The sequence below is a fragment of the Klebsiella sp. K5-306 genome (assembly GCF_051835185.1).
In the GTDB taxonomy this organism is placed as follows: domain Bacteria; phylum Pseudomonadota; class Gammaproteobacteria; order Enterobacterales; family Enterobacteriaceae; genus Klebsiella; species Klebsiella oxytoca.
The window spans coordinates 179,859-197,727 of sequence record NZ_JAIFJY010000002.1; the positions used below are offsets into that span (position 1 = coordinate 179,859).

A 17,869-nucleotide genomic window follows, 5' to 3' on the forward strand; every position below is an offset into this window, starting at 1 on the left:
ATTAATGCGCGCTGTGGTTGTAGTTAAATACCGGCAGGCCCAGCTTCCAGCGCAGCGCCAGCATACGAGCAGTAAAGCCGAACAGCAGGGTGGAAATGACGACTACATCGTGACTGCTGACGTAATGCTGAAGCGCGATATATAAAATCGCGGCGGCGAACGATACTCCGGCGTACAGCTCTTTCTGGAACACCAGCGGGATACGCTTGCAGAACATATCACGCAGCACGCCGCCAAAGACGCCGGTGATGACCGCGGCAATGGAGGCGATTACCGGGCCCTGGCCCATATCCAGCGCGATCTGGGCGCCAATAATTGAGAACACCACCAGGCCGAGCGCATCAAGTACCAGAAACAGACGGCGCAGGTGCGGCATGACCGGCGCGGCAATCGTGGTGAGGACCGCAGCAACGGCAACAATAATGACGTACTCGGGGTGTTGTACCCAGCCAAGCGGATAGTGACCAAGCAGAATATCGCGCACCGAACCGCCTCCGAGAGCGGTCGCTGTCGCAATGATAATCACGCCAAACGTATCCATACGGCGGCGCCCGGCAGCCAGCGCGCCGGTCATGGCTTCCGCCGTGATCCCAATCAGATAAAGAATATGAAGCAGCATAAATCCCCCACGATGATGGCGGAAGGTTAACGATTTGTGCTCAGGATCACGACTGAGATTTTCTAAAGCATTCGCATTTAACCAGATTAAACTAATGCGAGATGTGCTTATATTGGCTTTATTTAATGGTTATTTAATTGCTGTTTCTTCATCCATTGATTAGAAAAAATAATGACTAAACCTTTTATGCGCATCTATATTGAAAGCGGTATGAATACTTAATGTTTAACTCTGGGCTTTTATCCTTTTAGTTTCCTCCTTCAAGGTCTGAGAAAATGACTGCCGCCGCTGACAATAAAAACTATCTCATCCGCCTGCTTGCCGTTGTGCTGACGGGGATACTGGCTGGCCTGTCAGGCATGGTTCTGGCGCTGATTTTACACGCGATTCAGCACCTGGCGTTTGGCTACAGCCACGGCCAGCTCGTTGGCTCAGAGTCATTTTTACAGGGCGTCACGGATTCGTCCTGGTCGCGTCGGATCATGGCAATCGTCGCCGGCGGTGCAGTCGCCGGGTTTGGCTGGTGGCTGCTTGGGCGATATGGGCAGAAGCGGGTTTCAATTGCGTCAGCGGTGGCCAATCCTTCCGTGCCAATGCCTGCGGGTACCACCACGATTCATGCCCTGTTGCAGATCGTCACCGTGGCGCTGGGCTCACCCCTTGGTCGCGAAGTCGCGCCGCGGGAAATGGGCGCGCTGGGGGCAGGGATGGTGGCGCGTAAGCTGGGTCTGCTGGAAGATGAAAGCCGAACGCTGATTGCCTGCGGCGCAGGTGCGGGTCTGGCGGCGGTGTATAACGTCCCGCTGGCCGGCGCGTTATTCAGCCTTGAGGTGATGCTGCTGTCGTTTAGCTGGGAAAAAACGCTGGCGGCTATCATCACATCGGCGATTGCCGCGTGGACGGCTACCCTCGGCTTAGGCGATGAGTCGCAATACCATTTTACTTCCGACATCCTGCCGCATTCATTTCTCTGGTGGGCGATTATCTCTGGCCCCATTCTCGGCGCCGGGGCCTGGCTCTTTCGCAAAGCGACCAGTACCGCTCGTTCGCACGTCCGAAGCAACTGGCAGATGCCGGTTTTCTGTCTGCTGGCGTTTTCTCTGCTTGCCGCCCTCAGCCTCTATTTCCCCCAGCTTCCGGGAAACGGTAAAGGACCTATGCAGCTGGCTCTCAGCGATGCACTGGGTTTCCCCGGGGCGGCGATGCTGCTGGTGCTGAAGATGGTGGTGATTCTGGCGGTGCTGCGCGGCGGTGCGGAAGGCGGCCTGCTGACGCCGGGGCTGGCGGTAGGCGGCTTGGCCAGCCTGCTGCTGTGTATGCTCTGGCAACAGCTGCTTCCCGGCGGCGATTACGGCAGTTTTGCGCTGGTTGGCGCGGCGGCGTTTCTCGCCGCATCCATGCAGATGCCGATAACGGCGGTGGCGCTGGTGATGGAATTCACCCATATGGATCACAGCTATCTGGCCCCCACGCTGCTGTGCGCGGCAGGGGCATTTTTAACCTGCCGGATATTGGATAAGAATGATTCCTTCTGAAACGCAGCGAAAATAAAAGGCCATGATTTACCATGACCTTTTGTTCAAAAACGATTTGCGGGGCGAGTCATTGTTACTCGATGTTTTGGATCTGCTCGCGCATTTGTTCGATTAGCACTTTCAGTTCAATGGCGGAGTTCGTCACTTCGGCATTAATCGATTTAGATGCCAGCGTGTTCGACTCGCGGTTGAACTCCTGCATCATAAAGTCGAGGCGGCGACCGACCGCTTCTTTCTTCTTCAGGATATTCCACGTCTCTTTCACATGCGCTTCCAGGCGATCCAGCTCCTCGGCAACGTCAATACGCTGCGCCATCAGCACCAGCTCCTGCTCAAGGCGGTTATTTTCCAGCTGCACTTCGGCGTCTTCCAGTTTGGAAACCAGACGCTCGCGCTGCCACTGTAAAATTTCCGGCATGTGGGCGCGTACTTTAGCCACTTCGGCGGTGACCCCGTCCAGGCGCTGCTCAATAAGCGTTTTCAACGCCTGGCCTTCGGTTTCACGGGCGACGATAAAGTCGTCCAGCGCGCCGTTCAACGCGCCCAGGATTTCGGCGGCAATGGCGTCCAGATCTTGCTCATGAGCCGACATTACGCCGGGCCAGCGCAGAATATCCACCGGATTAATTTCGCCCTCGTCGCTCTGCATTTTTACCCAGTTGGCGGCATTAACCAGCTGCTTTGCCAGCTTTTCGTTGAGAATCAGCTCGCCCTGTGCGCTCGGGTCCTGCTCAAAACGCAGGGTGCATTCGACTTTACCGCGGGTCAGACGGGAGCGAATACGTTCACGCACCACGGGCTCCAGGCTACGGAACTGCTCCGGCAGGCGGAAGTAAGTTTCCAGATATCGTTGGTTTACCGAGCGCAGTTCCCACGCGGCGCTACCCCATTCACCCTTGATTTCACGCCGGGCGTAGGCGGTCATACTGCGGATCATAGACGTTCCTGTTTTTAAAGGAGAGTGGGGTGGATTATAGCTTTCGCGACCTTATCAGGATAGGAATAAGCGCGCATTATCCGTATAATGCGCAGCCACATTCGTTTCAAGCCGGAGAACATCATGCGTCCAGCAGGCCGTAGCGCTAATCAAGTGCGTCCAGTAACCCTGACCCGTAACTACACAAAACACGCAGAAGGCTCCGTGCTGGTCGAATTTGGTGACACGAAAGTATTGTGCACCGCTTCTATTGATGAAGGCGTGCCGCGCTTTCTGAAAGGCCAGGGGCAGGGATGGATCACTGCCGAATACGGCATGCTGCCGCGTTCTACCCACACGCGTAACGCGCGTGAAGCCGCCAAAGGTAAACAGGGCGGCCGCACCATGGAAATCCAGCGCCTGATCGCGCGTGCGCTGCGCGCGGCAGTTGACCTGAAAGCGCTGGGCGAATTCACCATTACTCTGGACTGCGACGTGCTGCAGGCCGACGGCGGCACCCGTACTGCATCGATTACCGGAGCCTGCGTGGCGCTGGCGGATGCGCTGAATAAGCTGGTTGCGGCCGGTAAGCTGAAAACTAACCCGATGAAAGGAATGGTGGCGGCAGTCTCCGTAGGGATCGTGAATGGCGAAGCGATTTGCGATCTGGAATACGTTGAGGATTCCGCGGCGGAAACCGATATGAACGTGGTGATGACCGAAGATGGTCGCATCATTGAGGTGCAGGGTACGGCAGAAGGCGAACCGTTCACCCATGAAGAGCTCCTTACCCTGCTGGCATTGGCCCGAGGGGGCATCGAATCCATTGTCACGACGCAGAAGGCGGCGTTGCAAAACTAGTTTTTAAGGCGACTGAGAAGTCGCCTTTTTTTTGTCCGTAGAAAAGTAAGATGAGGAGCGAATCCATGAAACCGTATCAGCGCCAGTTTATTGCGTTTGCGCTTAACAAGCAGGTACTTAAGTTTGGCGAGTTTACGCTGAAATCCGGGCGCAAGAGTCCCTATTTCTTCAACGCCGGCCTGTTTAATACCGGGCGCGATCTGGCACTGTTAGGCCGTTTTTATGCCGAAGCGCTGGTGGATTCCGGGATTGATTTTGACCTGCTGTTTGGCCCGGCCTACAAAGGCATCCCTATCGCCACTACCACGGCGGTCGCGCTGGCGGAACATCATGACCGCGATCTGCCTTACTGCTTTAACCGCAAAGAGGCAAAGACCCACGGCGAAGGTGGAAATCTGGTGGGGAGCGCGCTGCAGGGCCGCGTGATGCTGGTAGATGATGTTATCACCGCAGGCACCGCGATTCGGGAATCGATGGAAATTATTCAGGCCAACGGCGCCGAGTTAGCCGGCGTACTGATCTCTCTGGATCGTCAGGAACGCGGACGCGGCGAAATCTCAGCGATTCAGGAAGTTGAGCGCGACTACAGCTGTAAAGTGATTTCCATCGTGACGCTGAAAGACCTGATCAGCTATCTGGAAGAGAAGCCGGAAATGGCTGAACATCTGGCAGCCGTTCGCGCCTATCGCGAAGCGTACGGGGTGTAAATATCAGCCCGGCCGGCAACGTCCGCCGGGCATATTTTCAGACCAGCTTTGCGCCTTGCGCATTGACGTAGAGCGAATAGATGGACGTGCTGGATGCCATAAACAGGCGGTTGCGCTGTTCACCGCCGAAGCACAGGTTGGCGCAGCGTTCCGGTAACTGAATAATACCGATGTTTTTCCCCTGCGGATTGAAGACGCGGACGCCGTCCAGCTCTTCGCTGCCCGTACCCCACCCGCACCACAGGTTCCCGTCCATGTCGCAGGCGATGCCGTCAGCGGTTCCGTTACCGCAGTCAATATGCACTCTTTTGTTTTTCAATGTGTTATCGACAACATCCCACGCCAGGATAAGCCGGTTTGGGGTAGCGCGGCTTTCCACCACGTAGAGCGTTTTTTCATCGGCGGAAAAACAGAGGCCGTTTGGCCCCTTGACGTCGCCCAGCACGACGCTCAGTTTACGGCTTTCCGGGTCCAGTCGATAAACGTTTTGCGGCAGCTGCGGCGTGGCCTTATGCCCTTCATAGAATCCGCTGATACCGAAAGGCGGATCGGTGAACCAGATGCTGCCGTCTGACCTCACGACGATGTCGTTTGGCGAGTTCAGCGGTTTGCCTTCGAAGTTATCCGCCAGTACGGTGATGCTACCGTCATATTCAGTGCGGGTAATTCGTCGGGTATCGTGTTCGCAGCTGATGAGCCGTCCCTGCCGATCGCGGGCGTGGCCGTTCGCGTAGTTTGCCGGTTGGCGAAATACGCTGGTAGCGCCGGTGGCCTCATCCCAGCGCATAATGACGTTGTCAGGAATATCGCTCCAGAGCAGCATACGCGTATCGCCAAACCATACCGGCCCTTCCGCCCAACGAAAGCCGGTGGCGATCTGCTCCACTTTTGCGCTGGCAAGCATATAGCGGCGAAAGCTATCATCCACCGCCATAACACGCGGATCGGGATAACGTGCAGATGGCGCCCAGGCCGCGAAGCTTTTTTGACTAAGCACGAGTGATGCGGTTGCCAGACCGCCCAGTTTGAGCAATTCCCGTCGTGATGTCGCCATCAGCCCTCTCCTTATCCATTGCAAAGATACAATCAAAGGATGGTATGAGAGAGCGAGAGCCGAAAACATCTGGCAGTTCTACGAATTGTTCTGGGCGTTATGCCAGAATAATCAAAAAAGAGAGATGCAGCCTTTCGGGCTGCATAGAGACAGGAGAGGGTTACTTCAGCTGGGCGGCGACCAGCGGCCAGCGGGCGTCAAAATCGTCCGTCGGGCGATATTTAAACTCGCTGCGCACAAAGCGCGACAGCATCCCTTCGCAGAATGCCAACAGCTGGCTGGCCAGCAGGGCTTCATCGACGGAGTAGCCTTCACCTTCACGCATTTTCTTTTCACGCATCACCTGACGCAGCTGGACTTCAATACGCTCGAAAAGCTGGTTTATGCGATCCTGAAGCCGGTCCTGTTCAAACATCAGCGCGTGGCCGGTCAGAATTCTTGTCAGCCCAGGATTACGCTCGCCAAACCCCAGAATCAACAACACAATCAGACGCAGGCGCGCGGTGGTGTCTTTTTCATCTTTTAAAATCAAATTGATGCGCGTAATCAGGCTGTCTTCGATAAACTCAATCAGGCTATCAAACATGCGGGTCTTGCTCGGGAAATGCCGATACAGAGCCGCTTCGGATACGCCAACGGAGGCCGCCAGCTTCGCCGTGGTGATACGCTGACTCCCGTCGCTGGATTCGAGCATTAGCGCCAGAGATTGAAGTATTTCTTCGCGACGATTCCTTTTCGCAGTTTGTTTTTCTGCCATGTTTTAAAATACCCCTGAAAAAAAGCACTTGTCAGGCAGGCATCCACAAAGCGACCGCAAGCTGTTGCCTGCGGTGATGTTATTGCATTAGTGCGCTTTGCGATGCAGGTTCCACTTCATCTTTGGGACTGCCCGTTAATCGGCGACGCCCCGAAGATTTTTGTCTATTGCCGGGCTTATTTACGCCCTGAGTGACCGAAGCCGCCTTCGCCGCGATCGGTGGCGTCAAACTCTTCCACCAGGTTAAATTCCGCCTGTACAACGGGCACGAACACCATTTGCGCGAGACGCTCGCCGGGTTCGATGGTGAAGCTCTGCTGACCGCGGTTCCAGACGGAAACCATCAGCTGACCCTGATAGTCGGAATCAATCAGGCCGACCAGGTTACCCAGGACGACGCCGTGTTTATGACCCAGCCCGGAGCGCGGGAGAATCACTGCTGCCAGAGACGGATCGGCAATATGAATCGCCAGGCCAGTTGGCACGAGGAGCGTAGCGCCAGGCGCCAGCTCTACGGCGTCATCGAGACAGGCTCGCAGGTCAAGTCCGGCGGAACCGGAGGTGGCATAGGTCGGCAGCGGAAATTGCTGACCAACGCGCGGGTCCAGAATCTTAACGTCGATTTTTTTCATCATAACGGGTCACGATCTCGTCGAGTAATAATTGGCCCAGGAGTTCCTTGCGCTCAAGTGGTAAGCGCTTATCTCCCTCCTGCCAGAAAAGGTGTAATGCATTGCTGTCGCTGTTAAATCCCTGATTTGGCTGTGAAACATCATTAGCGCAGATCAGATCAAGATTTTTGCGGGCTCGCTTTTGCCGTGCGTATTCTTCCACATTATTCGTTTCGGCGGCAAACCCAACGACGTAAGGGCGGTTGGCCTTAAGCGCGGCGACCCCTGCGACGATATCCGGATTTTTAACCATTTTCAGGGTGAGTTCATCACCTTGTTTTTTGATTTTTTCTTCGGCAATGGTGACCGCACGGTAGTCGGCGACCGCTGCGCAGCCAATAAAAATATGCTGCCGTGAGGCGCCGTTTTGCACCGCGGCTTCCATTTCCAGCGCCGTGGTGACATCAATTCTTTGTACAAACGGCGGCGTAGGTAGAGAAACCGGGCCGCTTACCAGCGTGACGTTTGCCCCGCGACGCGCGGCGGCGGCGGCAATCGCGAAGCCCATCTTACCAGAACTGTGGTTAGTGATATAACGCACCGGATCCAGCGGCTCGCGGGTTGGGCCCGCGGTAATCATGATGTTGAGATGTTGCAAATCTTTGACAGGAAAGAAGTGCTGCGCGGCCATATCCACAATGGTCAGCGGGTCCAGCATCCGCCCCGGCCCAACATCGCCGCAGGCCTGGCTGCCGCTGTCCGGGCCCCAGACCAGCAAACCGCGCGAGGCAATCACCTCAAGATTATGCTGGGTGGCGGCGGCGCGATACATTTGCTGATTCATGGCGGGCACGACCGCGACGGGCGACGGCGTCGCCAGGCAAATCGTCGAGACGAGATCGTTAGCCATGCCTGCCGCGACTCGGGCGATTAAATCGGCGGTCGCCGGAGCGAGAATAACCAGATCGGCCCATTTCCCCAGCTCAATGTGGCCCATTGCGGCTTCGGCGGCCGGGTCGAGCAGGCTGTCGGAAACCGGATAACCCGATACCGCCTGTAAACTTAATGGCGTAATGAAGGCTTTAGCGGCTTCCGTCATGGCGACGCGGACATCCGCGCCGCGGTCGCGCAGGCGGCGCACCAGTTCCGGCGTTTTATAGGCAGCAATGCCGCCGCTCACGCCGAGAACGATCTTTTTACCAGCCAGACTCATCATGATTTTTTCCTGTTGCGGTACACCAGAATTCGCGCATCTTATCACAATCCTCACGGCATCGTGTGCCTGGTGGCGATCCACTTTGCGAGGCGCTACGCAGGGATAAAACTTGCCTGTCGGCGGCGCAAAAAGGCTGTGTCAGGATAGCGGGGAGTGGGAAGGAGAGGCCGCGATGGAGATACAGGAAACCCTCATGCCGAGGGAAAAGATGCAGCGTTACGGTATCGAAGTTTTATCGGATATCGAGCTGTTAGCGCTGTTTTTACGTACCGGTACGCGCACGCAGGACGTGATGACATTTTCGCGAGAGCTGCTGCAGCGATTTGGCTCGCTGTACGGCCTGCTTTCGGCGGAAGAGTCACAGTTCGCTGAGATTGAAGGCATTGGTCTGGCGAAATATGCGCAGCTAAAAGGGATTGCTGAACTGGCGCGACGCTATTTCAGCCTGCGGATGACGGAAGAGCCCTCATTGGTCACCCCGTCGATGACGCGGGAGTTTCTGCAAAGCCAGCTGGCCGACGAAGAGCGCGAGATCTTCATGGTGATCTTTTTAGACAATCAGAACCGGGTATTGAAACATAGCCGACTTTTTTCTGGTACTCTTAGCCACGTTGAGGTGCATCCGCGAGAAATCGTACGCGAAGCCATCAAAGTGAACGCCGCCGCGGTGATCCTGGCACATAATCATCCATCCGGAAGTCCTGAGCCGAGTAAGGCCGACAGATTGATTACCGAAAGAGTGATAAAATGTTGTCGATTCATGGATATACGTGTGCTCGATCACCTTGTTATCGGCCGCGGAGCGTACGTATCTTTTGCTGAACGCGGCTGGATTTAGCCCCGATCATGCGATCCATCGGGATCTTTGTCTGTTCGGGACTTGAGCACATCGCAGAGTCAGCGTATACTACGCCACCTTTGAGAATCTCGGGTTTGGCATTTGGGCCTGGCAATCGAGAGTTCAATAGAACTATGCGATGACCGGGCTGTAAAGCCTGACGAGGCGCCAATACCCCATACGAAGCTCGAGCTAATTTGATTTTTGGAGAATAGACATGTCCCGAGTCTGCCAAGTTACTGGCAAGCGTCCGGTGACCGGTAACAACCGTTCCCACGCACTGAACGCGACTAAACGCCGTTTCCTGCCGAACCTGCACTCTCACCGTTTCTGGGTTGAGAGCGAGAAGCGTTTTGTCACCCTGCGCGTATCTGCTAAAGGTATGCGTGTTATTGATAAGAAAGGCATTGATACAGTTCTGTCCGAACTGCGTGCCCGTGGCGAAAAGTACTAAGTACTTAGAGGAAATAAATCATGGCTAAAGGTATTCGTGAGAAAATCAAGCTGGTTTCTTCTGCTGGTACTGGTCACTTCTATACCACCACGAAGAACAAGCGTACTAAGCCGGAAAAACTGGAACTGAAAAAGTTCGATCCAGTTGTCCGTCAGCACGTTTTATACAAAGAAGCTAAAATCAAATAATTTTAGGTTCCTTGTAAAGAAAAACCCCGCCTCGGCGGGGTTTTTTGTTATTAAAACGACGCCACCGTCGGCGCTGGCGGGAGTTTAGCCCTCCTGTGGCAGGCGGAAGAGCAAGCTGAACAATAATTGCCCTGAACCTCGTCGTTGAACGCGGTAAGATAGAGCATCCAGCCGTTTTTGTTCGAGAAAAGAATGCCTGAATTACCTGAAGTAGAAACCAGCCGCCGCGGCATTGAGCCTCACCTGGTTGGTGCGACCATCCTGCACGCCATTGTGCGCAACGGGCGCCTGCGCTGGCCGGTTTCCGAAGAGATCTATCGCCTGAGCGACGTTCCTGTGCTCAGCGTGCGCCGCCGCGCTAAATATCTGCTGCTCGAACTGCCCGACGGCTGGATTATCGTCCATCTCGGCATGTCGGGAAGCCTGCGTATCCTCAGCGGAGATCTGCCGGCGGAAAAACACGACCATGTGGACCTGGTGATGAGTAACGGCAAGGTCCTGCGCTATACCGATCCGCGACGCTTTGGCGCCTGGCTGTGGACTAAAGAGCTGGAAGGGCATCCGGTGCTGGCGCATCTGGGGCCGGAGCCGCTGAGCGATGAGTTCAACGCCGATTATCTCCAGCAGAAATGCGCGAAGAAGAAAACTGCGATCAAGCCCTGGCTAATGGATAACAAGCTGGTGGTCGGCTTGGGTAATATCTACGCCAGCGAATCGCTATTTTCGGCGGGTATTCACCCCGACAGGCTGGCCTCTTCGCTGTCGCGCGAGGAGTGCGAACAGCTGGTGAAAGTGATTAAGCTGGTCCTGCTGCGCTCCATCGAACAGGGTGGGACGACGCTGAAAGATTTCCTGCAAAGCGACGGTAAACCGGGTTATTTTGCCCAGGAGCTGCAGGTGTATGGCCGCAAGGGCGAGCCGTGCCGCATTTGCGGGACGCCGGTTATCGGCAGTAAACACGCCCAGCGGGCGACGTTTTATTGTCGCCAGTGCCAGAAATAATATGCGGTGGTTGCGGTGAACCCGGCTCGCGCTGCGCTTAGCCGGGCTACGCGTCCGTGCGATTTGATTGGGTAGCCCGGACAGATGCGCAGCATCGCCTGCGGGAAGAGACCCGATGGCGCAGGATTACAGCTTCTTCAGCAGCGCCTGGTGAACGTTTGCCGGCAGAAAGTGGGAGACGTCGCCCTGGTGGCGCGCCACTTCTTTTACCAGCGAAGAGGAGATAAACGACCACTCTTTGCACGGCATCAGAAACACGCTCTCCAGCGTCGGCATTAAATGACGGTTCATATGGGCCAGCTGCATCTCATATTCAAAATCCGCCACCGCCCGCAGGCCGCGAATTAAAATGTTCGCCTGCTGCGCGCGGGCAAAATTGGCCATTAAATCGCTGAAGCCAATAACCTCAACGTTGACCAGATGCGCCGTTGCCTGGGTGGCCAGCGCGATGCGCTCGTCGAGAGTGAACATCGGCTTTTTGCTCGGGCTGGCGGCGATAGCCAACAGCACCTTATCGAACATGCTGGCCGCGCGAGTGACGATATCGATATGGCCGTTGGTGATAGGGTCGAAGGTTCCCGGATAGATCGCTTTTGTGCTCATAATGACACTTTCTCCGAGTAGCCGCGGCTCAGGGCCCACAGCTCGGTGTATTTATTAAACGTGTATTGCGCGTTGACCACCGCCAGTAGCCAGCCTTGTTTCCCATCCAGAATGCCGCCGCGCAGCAGCAGCGTTTTCACAAAGGCGCCCAGCGTATGGCCGAAGATAGCGGCCAGCGAGGTCTTTTTGCCTCTCTGATGGCGCTCCTGCGCCCAGGCGGCGGCGTAGGCCAGCTGCTTTTGCTGAAAGCCGGAGAAATCACGGCAGGTCAGATGCAGCAGATCGCCCGCGAGTTCGATAACCGGCGCGCCTCGGGCATCGAGAGATTCGTGGACCAGATTATCGTTATAGCGGTAACGGCCGCGTTCGTACAAGCGCATCACGCGATCGGGATACCAGCCGCTGTGGCGCATAAAGCGGCCAAGAAAATAGTTGCGCCGGGCAATGCTGTATATTGCGCCGGTTTGCGGCGCGGCCAGCACGCTGCGGATAGACTGCGCAAGCTCCGGAGTGACGCGCTCGTCGGTATCGATCATCAGCACGTAATCGCCGGTGGCGTAGTCCTGGGCGCGCTGGCGTTGAATACCGTAGCCCTGCCAGTCGCGATTGACATGCACCTGAACGCCCATGCTGCGGGCTAATTCGACGGTGTTGTCGCTGCTGCCGGAATCCAGCAGCACTATCTCATCGGCCCAGCTTACCGACGCCAGACAATCAGGCAGCAGATCCGCCGCGTTTTTGGCGATCATCACGACCGAGAGTCGAGGCGACATTAGTGGCTCCGCTGCGGCAGATAGGGTTGCAATAACTGTAGCAGACGGGAGAGGGCGCCCTGGTTTTGGTGCAGGACTTCCACCGCGTGACGACCATACCACAGACGGTAATCTTCATCGGTCAGCAGGTTTGACACCTCCGTCACCAGCGAGTCGGCGTCGGTGACGGTAATCAGTCCATCGTCCTGCTGCAGCTTGGCGCAGATATCTTTGAAGTTAAAGGTGTGCGGGCCCATCAGTACCGGTATCGCATGAGCAGCGGGCTCCAGCGGGTTATGACCGCCGCGCTCCACCAGGCTACCGCCGACAAACGCGAGGTCGGCAATGCCGTACAGCAGCATCAGCTCACCCATGGTATCGCCAATCACCACCTGGGTACTGTTCGACGGGATTTCGCCGGTACTGCGCAGGGTGTAGCTCATTCCCGCTTTCTGCACCATCTCGCGGGCGTCGCCGAAGCGCTCCGGGTGGCGCGGGACAAGGATCAGCAGCAGGTTGGGGAAGCGCTCCAGCAGCTTTTTATGCGCCTGAAGAATGATTTGCTCTTCGCCGTCGTGGGTGCTGGTGGCAATCCATACCTGGCGGTGCGGCGCCCACTGGCGACGCAGGGTGATAGCGCGAGCGGCCAGCTCCGGCGTGACTGAAATATCAAACTTCAGGCTGCCGGTGACCGCCAGTTGATTGCGTTTCAGGCCAAGGGCGATAAAGCGGCTGGCGTCTTCTTCATTCTGTGCGGCGATAAGGGTAATGCGGCTCAGCAGCCGACGCATAAATTTGCCCAGTTTGGCATAGCCTTTCGCCGAGCGTTCGGACAGCCGGGCGTTGGCGATAACCAGCGGAATTTTGCGTTTATGCAGCGTGGCGACCATGTTCGGCCACAGTTCGGTTTCCATGACGATAACCAGCTTTGGCTGAACGGTATTGAAGAAGCGGTTCATTGCGCCGGGAAGATCGTAAGGCAGATAGACGTGATGGACGTCTTTACCGAAAGCGGACATCGCGCGTTCGGAGCCGGTTGGCGTCATGGTCGTGACGGTGATCGGCAGATAGGGGTAGCGGTGCCGTAGCGCGCGCACCAGCGGGATAGCCGCCAGCGTTTCACCCACGGAAACGGAATGCAGCAGGATGCCACCCGGTTCTACCTTGTTCTGGCAGAAGCCATAACGTTCTTTCCAGCGTTTACGATAGGCAGGGGCCTTACGGCTGCGTAACAGCAGTCGCAGCCACACCAGCGGCTGAATGAGGTAAAGTAGGGCGGTATAAAGCAATTCCAAGCGATTTATCCGTATTTATGTTTTTGCGGGCAAATTCTAAGCATTTAACCCGCGTAAAGCTATCTCTTTGGCGGAAACTAAGGGATTCAGTATTAAGCCGCGTCGCGATAGCGCTTGATGCGCAGATAGCGGCGTCCAAGACGCCAGCGTAGACGGAACGTATGGGCATTTTTCCAGATCAGGCTCCAGATACCGCGGTCAAAGAACTCTTTAATGATAATATGCTTTTTTGACTCATCTTTCATGCTATCGAAGGTATGAATAATTCCCAGCCCCTCTTTAGCGATCTGCCAGCGGCAGGCGGAAATATTGCGAACCTTGTCCGGATAGCGCTGGTTGATGGCGTCCAGCATCTCAAGAATCTTCATATAGTGGCGCGCTGAGCGCATCAGCGTATCGTCATTGTCCGGCTTATGCGACACCGATTCCGAATGGATGTAGTAATCGTAGAACTGCTCGCTGGTGTACTGCACGCGTTCTGCCGCCAGCAGCACTTCCGTGGTCCAGGGAATATCCTGATGACGCAGGCCCGGCTCAAAATGGAAGCGGTGATCCGCGATAAACTCGCGGCGGTAAATATTGAGCCAGGTGACATGCAGGAACTTACGAGAATCCAGCGCCTGTTTTAACCAGACGTGGCCGGGCAAAACGCCGGTCGACTGTAGCCGGTCCAGCGGGAAAATAGGATGGATATCTTTTTTTGTCTCGTAGACGTAGCGGCCGTTGCAGGTGGCGACGTCAAGATTGCCCTTTTCCGCCATTTCCAGAAGCGTACGGTACATGCCCGGGTAAAGCTTATCGTCGATATCCGGAAAGGTCAGGTATTTACCGGTCGCCGCGGCGAGCCCGGTATTGCGCGCCACCGACACGCCCTGGTTTTCCTGTTCCAGTACGAGCACGTTTTGCAGGCGCTCTTTCCACTGGTCGATAACCGCAAGGCTACCGTCCGTCGACCCGTCGTTCACCAGGATCAGTTCATAGCTTTCCAGCTGCTGTTGCTCAAGGCACTCAAAGAATTGCGCAAGGAATTTTTCGCCGTTATAGACGGCGGCTACGATGCTTAGTAAAGGCGTTTGACTCATAAATCATTCGATCCTGGTTGAATAACGGCGTCAGGCGCTGCGCAGCTGACGATACTGCTGACAAATCGATGCCACGCTGAATTTCTCCAGCGCCGAGGCGTCGATGGCAGGGGGGCTATGGTAAATGCTTTGCATCGTCTGAGCCAGCGCCGGGCTGTTGAGATCCGCCAGGCCGCGCGACAGCTCGCCGGTGAGGATCTCGGTCACGCCGCCCGGGCAGCGGGTGCTGGCGACCGGCGTATCCAGCAGCAGCGCTTCAACCACCACGTTGCCAAAACCTTCGCTATCGGAACTCAGGACCAGCATCCGCGCGCCTTTGATCCACGGCAGCGGATTTTTCTGGAAGCCTTTAAACAGGACGCGATCGGCAACCTGTAGCTGCTGCGCCAGCTGGCGCAGGCGCTGCTCTTGTTCCGGTTTTCCCTGTCCCAGCAGCACCAGCGGCGCATCGATACCGCTTTGCGCATACGCCTCAATCAGGCGGTCGTGGCGTTTACCGGGATGAAAGCGGCCCACGTGAATAATATAGTCGCCGTCGGGTCGCTGGCTGGGCTCTTCAGCCGCTGCGCGCAGCGCGGCGATATCAAACGGGTTATAGATGGTTTTCAGCTGGGCCGGGCGAATGGCGAACTGCTCGACCAGATCTTGACCTACCGCATCGGAGACGGTGACGACGTTGCGTCCCTGGTAAACGCGTCCGATCTTCTGCTGCTTCAGCCAGCGGTCAAAACCGGTGCGATGGCCGAGATAGGAAGTAGAGAATACGCCGTGCAGGCAATACCAGACGTTTCGCCCGTTCAGCAGGCGGCTGCGGGAGACAATGCGGTCAGTTTTATGCAGATTTGAGAGCACCAGATCGAAGCGGCCCTGCCGTTCTGCGCTATCGATGGCCGCATCAAGCTGGCGCGCGCGCCGGGAGAGTTCCGTCAGTTTGCGCCACGGTTTGCGGCAGCGGTCGGCGATGACCTGATAATCCAGTCCTTCCGGCAGCGGATAATCGCAGACGTCGCGCAGGGAAAAAAGCGATACCTTTTCCCCCTGGCTGAGAAAGTGCGCCGCCAGCGTCAGCACGACTTTTTCCGCGCCGCCGCCGGGCAGACCGTCGATAACAAACAATATGCGCATCGTTATTTCACCAAATCCTGATAAAGGGAGAGCAGCTGCGCCGAGAGGCGTTCGCTGGTGCAGGTCATGATGCGCTCGCGGGCGCGTTCGCCTTCCGCGGAGCCTAACGCCCGGGCGGGAAGGGCGCTAACCGACTCCTGCAGGGCCGGGATATCCAGCGCATCGCAAACGTAGCCATTGCTGCCCTGAACAATAAACTCCGCGCCGCCGCAGCCGGTAGTGGTAATGACCGGCAGGCCGCAGGCCATCGCTTCGAGAATAACGTTGGGGAACGGGTCGTACAGCGTCGGCAGCAGCAGGCCGTCGGCCATCTGATAAAACGGCAGGGTTTCCGACTGCATGCCGAAAAAGCGCACCCGCTCATCGCAGTTCAGCGTTTTCGCCAGCTGCTGATAACGACTTTGCTCTTTATCTTTGCCTACTACCAGCAGGTAGCGGTTGGTCGGCGCGATGGCGCGGATCGCCGCATCCAGCCCCTTGCGCTCAAAGCCGGAGCCGACGTAAATCAGGCAGGTCGCCTGGAGCGGCAGATTCCATTTGGTACGCAGCGCGACAAAGGCCGCTTCCGTCGGCGGCAGAAAACGCTGGTTATCGATGGCGTTATAGATAACGTGGATTTTTTCCGCCGGCAGGCCGAAGTCTGCAATAATCTCGCGTTTAATCATCTCCGCGTTGCAGATAACGCCGCGCAGGTGCGAGTCCTGGTACATTTCGCGCTCGGCCTGCATCACATAGCGATGGTAGCGGTCGGCAAACAGCAGGCGGCTTTTCCAGCCGGGCAAAATGCGCGAGCGCTGCTGCAGCCAGCGGCGGTGTACGCCGTCTCCGGCGCGGTACAGGTCGCAGCCGGGGATACGCTCATGGCTTTGCACCAGATCGAAGGCTTCGCGCTGCCACAGCTGGCGGGCGGCGTCGGCAAACCCACGCTCGCGGCTGATCCGCCCCCATTTACGCGGATTGCAGATGTGGATGTTCCACTCGGGCTTCACCGGCCCCTGCCACTCGCGGGTGATGACGTTCAGCTCAAGGTCGCTGTCGTCGAGGGCCTCCAGCGCGCGGGAGACAAATCGTTCCGCGCCGCCGTCCGGGCGATACTTCTGGCGTACCAGAGCCAGCCTGAATTTACTCATGCCAGTACCTTTTTCGCCGCCGCGATAACCGCGTCGGTGGGGATTAAATCGAGATAGCGTTCCTCGGTGTTGGTATCTATGTCGTCAGGGTCGGGAATCGAGCCGAAATCACCCGCCCAAATTACCTCCCCCTGCGCCTGCCATGGACGCCAGAAAGTGAGCTTGGAGGGGCCGAATAGCGCCACCAGCGGTGTGCCCAGCGCGGCGGCCATATGCATCGGCACGGAGTCGACGCCGATAAACAGGCGGGCATGGTCGATGAGAGACGCCAGCTGGCGCAGGGTGAGCTGCCCGGCGAGGGAGTACAGGCGAGCATTGGGACAGCCCGTCATAATCGTGTCGATCATCTGCTTCTCTTTGGCGTCGGGGCCGGAGGTCAGCACGACCGGATAGCCTGCCTCAGAAAGCGCGTTTATCAGGGCGCTCATCCGCGCTTCGCGCCAGCATTTAAAGAACCAGCGGGAGGTCGGCTGAATGACGATATAGTTGTCCCGAAATCCTTCCGGCAGCAGCGCGCGGCTGGCGAGCCAGTCCTGTTCGCTGTAGCCCATCGTTGCCGGCGCATCATCAATATCCAGCCCAAGCGGCGCCAGAATCGACAGATTCTGCTGTACGGTATGCAGCTGGTTGTGCAGCTCGGTTGAGGCGAGGGCGGTATGGCAAAAACGCCAGGCCGGATGACGACGCTTCGGAAAGTCAAAGCCGATGCGGGTGGTCGCCCCGGTCAGTTTAGTGATAATCGCGCTGGGCCACTGATCGGCAAGATTGAGCACCATATCGTAGCGCTGCTGGCGGAGCGTATGGATCAGCTGCCATTCCATCTTGAGCTGATGGCCGGTGCCCTGTTTTTTCCAGCGCCGATCGATACCATAAATATGGCGGATCTCAGTATTCGCTGCGAGCATATCCCGGGTTTCTTCATAAAGCAGCACATCCACGCAGGCGGCGGGGTATTGCTGTTTTAGCGAGTGAATAAGCGGCGTTATCAATAACATATCGCCATGATGGCGAAGCTTAATAACCAGGATTCGCGCCGGGTTCACGCGGCCGGAAGTGCGGGTTTCAGGCGTCATTCTCTGTTCTTCATTCAGGGTCAGGGCTCCGATTCTAGGGGATCAGATAGA

Annotated in this window: 20 protein-coding genes; 7 read left to right on the top strand and 13 right to left on the bottom strand. The window is 56.7% G+C overall.

Going from position 1 to position 17,869, the window contains the following annotated elements; genetic code table 11:
• Position 1: 1 nt before the first annotated feature.
• The gene (locus K2184_RS04525) at positions 2-619 is read right to left on the bottom strand and encodes a trimeric intracellular cation channel family protein (RefSeq protein WP_004106924.1); all 618 of its coding nucleotides are present in this window, start codon (positions 617-619) and stop codon (positions 2-4) included.
• A gap of 275 nt (positions 620-894) precedes the next feature.
• Here K2184_RS04525 and K2184_RS04530 point away from each other — a divergent pair, with 275 nt between their 5' ends.
• Positions 895-2,154 (top strand): chloride channel protein, encoded by a 1,260-nt coding sequence (locus K2184_RS04530; protein WP_070556432.1) that lies wholly within the window; start codon positions 895-897, stop codon positions 2,152-2,154.
• Between the two features lie 73 nt (positions 2,155-2,227).
• Here the strand turns inward: K2184_RS04530 and K2184_RS04535 are convergent, their stop codons facing one another.
• Positions 2,228-3,091 (bottom strand): YicC/YloC family endoribonuclease, encoded by an 864-nt coding sequence (locus K2184_RS04535; protein WP_004116450.1) that lies wholly within the window; start codon positions 3,089-3,091, stop codon positions 2,228-2,230.
• A gap of 123 nt (positions 3,092-3,214) precedes the next feature.
• On the opposite strand from K2184_RS04535, the gene rph reads away from it, so the two are divergent.
• Positions 3,215-3,931 (top strand): ribonuclease PH, encoded by a 717-nt coding sequence (gene rph / locus K2184_RS04540; RefSeq protein ID WP_004106921.1) that lies wholly within the window; start codon positions 3,215-3,217, stop codon positions 3,929-3,931.
• Between the two features lie 65 nt (positions 3,932-3,996).
• Positions 3,997-4,638: an orotate phosphoribosyltransferase gene (gene pyrE / locus K2184_RS04545; protein ID WP_049095734.1), complete on the top strand. Its 642-nt coding sequence runs from the start codon at positions 3,997-3,999 to the stop codon at positions 4,636-4,638.
• Between the two features lie 37 nt (positions 4,639-4,675).
• Here the strand turns inward: pyrE and K2184_RS04550 are convergent, their stop codons facing one another.
• The 4 genes from K2184_RS04550 to coaBC all read right to left on the bottom strand — a co-directional run bounded on the left by K2184_RS04550 (position 4,676) and on the right by coaBC (position 8,273).
• Positions 4,676-5,692: an SMP-30/gluconolactonase/LRE family protein gene (locus tag K2184_RS04550; RefSeq protein ID WP_016809631.1), complete on the bottom strand. Its 1,017-nt coding sequence runs from the start codon at positions 5,690-5,692 to the stop codon at positions 4,676-4,678.
• Positions 5,693-5,852: 160 nt separating this feature from the next.
• The gene (slmA, locus tag K2184_RS04555) at positions 5,853-6,449 is read right to left on the bottom strand and encodes a nucleoid occlusion factor SlmA (protein ID WP_004106912.1); all 597 of its coding nucleotides are present in this window, start codon (positions 6,447-6,449) and stop codon (positions 5,853-5,855) included.
• Positions 6,450-6,625: 176 nt separating this feature from the next.
• Complete coding sequence (gene dut / locus K2184_RS04560; RefSeq protein WP_004106909.1) at positions 6,626-7,084, bottom strand: dUTP diphosphatase; 459 nt, start codon at positions 7,082-7,084, stop codon at positions 6,626-6,628.
• Positions 7,062-8,273, bottom strand: a complete 1,212-nt coding sequence (gene coaBC, locus K2184_RS04565) for a bifunctional phosphopantothenoylcysteine decarboxylase/phosphopantothenate--cysteine ligase CoaBC (protein ID WP_049095738.1) — start codon at positions 8,271-8,273, stop codon at positions 7,062-7,064. The genes dut and coaBC overlap by 23 nt, the downstream gene beginning before the upstream one ends.
• A 175-nt stretch (positions 8,274-8,448) precedes the next feature.
• Between coaBC and radC the strand changes: the two genes are divergently transcribed.
• The 4 genes from radC to mutM all read left to right on the top strand — a co-directional run bounded on the left by radC (position 8,449) and on the right by mutM (position 10,758).
• Complete coding sequence (gene radC / locus K2184_RS04570) at positions 8,449-9,114, top strand: RadC family protein (RefSeq protein ID WP_004106905.1); 666 nt, start codon at positions 8,449-8,451, stop codon at positions 9,112-9,114.
• A 217-nt stretch (positions 9,115-9,331) separates the two neighbouring features.
• On the top strand, positions 9,332-9,568 hold the full coding sequence (gene rpmB, locus K2184_RS04575) for a 50S ribosomal protein L28 (protein WP_002436699.1): 237 nt from the start codon (positions 9,332-9,334) through the stop codon (positions 9,566-9,568).
• Between the two features lie 20 nt (positions 9,569-9,588).
• Positions 9,589-9,756 carry a 50S ribosomal protein L33 gene (rpmG, locus tag K2184_RS04580; protein ID WP_003024094.1) on the top strand — a complete coding sequence of 56 codons (168 nt, stop codon included), beginning with the start codon at positions 9,589-9,591 and terminating at the stop codon, positions 9,754-9,756.
• 192 nt (positions 9,757-9,948) lie between these two features.
• Complete coding sequence (gene mutM / locus K2184_RS04585; RefSeq protein ID WP_439237716.1) at positions 9,949-10,758, top strand: bifunctional DNA-formamidopyrimidine glycosylase/DNA-(apurinic or apyrimidinic site) lyase; 810 nt, start codon at positions 9,949-9,951, stop codon at positions 10,756-10,758.
• A 126-nt stretch (positions 10,759-10,884) separates the two neighbouring features.
• Here the strand turns inward: mutM and coaD are convergent, their stop codons facing one another.
• The 7 genes from coaD to rfaQ form a co-directional block, all read right to left on the bottom strand.
• A complete protein-coding gene (gene coaD / locus K2184_RS04590; protein ID WP_004106901.1) occupies positions 10,885-11,361 on the bottom strand; it encodes a pantetheine-phosphate adenylyltransferase in 477 nt (158 codons plus the stop codon).
• On the bottom strand, positions 11,358-12,134 hold the full coding sequence (locus K2184_RS04595; protein WP_004106899.1) for a glycosyltransferase family 2 protein: 777 nt from the start codon (positions 12,132-12,134) through the stop codon (positions 11,358-11,360). Before K2184_RS04595 ends, coaD begins: the two co-directional genes overlap by 4 nt.
• Positions 12,134-13,408 carry a lipid IV(A) 3-deoxy-D-manno-octulosonic acid transferase gene (gene waaA / locus K2184_RS04600; protein ID WP_004106896.1) on the bottom strand — a complete coding sequence of 425 codons (1,275 nt, stop codon included), beginning with the start codon at positions 13,406-13,408 and terminating at the stop codon, positions 12,134-12,136. Before waaA ends, K2184_RS04595 begins: the two co-directional genes overlap by 1 nt.
• A gap of 92 nt (positions 13,409-13,500) precedes the next feature.
• The gene (locus tag K2184_RS04605) at positions 13,501-14,490 is read right to left on the bottom strand and encodes a glycosyltransferase (RefSeq protein ID WP_004106893.1); all 990 of its coding nucleotides are present in this window, start codon (positions 14,488-14,490) and stop codon (positions 13,501-13,503) included.
• Positions 14,491-14,520: 30 nt separating this feature from the next.
• Complete coding sequence (locus K2184_RS04610) at positions 14,521-15,615, bottom strand: glycosyltransferase (protein WP_004116437.1); 1,095 nt, start codon at positions 15,613-15,615, stop codon at positions 14,521-14,523.
• 2 nt (positions 15,616-15,617) lie between these two features.
• Positions 15,618-16,745: a glycosyltransferase family 4 protein gene (locus tag K2184_RS04615; protein ID WP_163524748.1), complete on the bottom strand. Its 1,128-nt coding sequence runs from the start codon at positions 16,743-16,745 to the stop codon at positions 15,618-15,620.
• Entirely contained in the window at positions 16,742-17,818 is a 1,077-nt protein-coding gene (rfaQ, locus tag K2184_RS04620; protein WP_024274815.1) for a putative lipopolysaccharide heptosyltransferase III, read from the bottom strand. Before rfaQ ends, K2184_RS04615 begins: the two co-directional genes overlap by 4 nt.
• Positions 17,819-17,869: the final 51 nt, after the last annotated feature.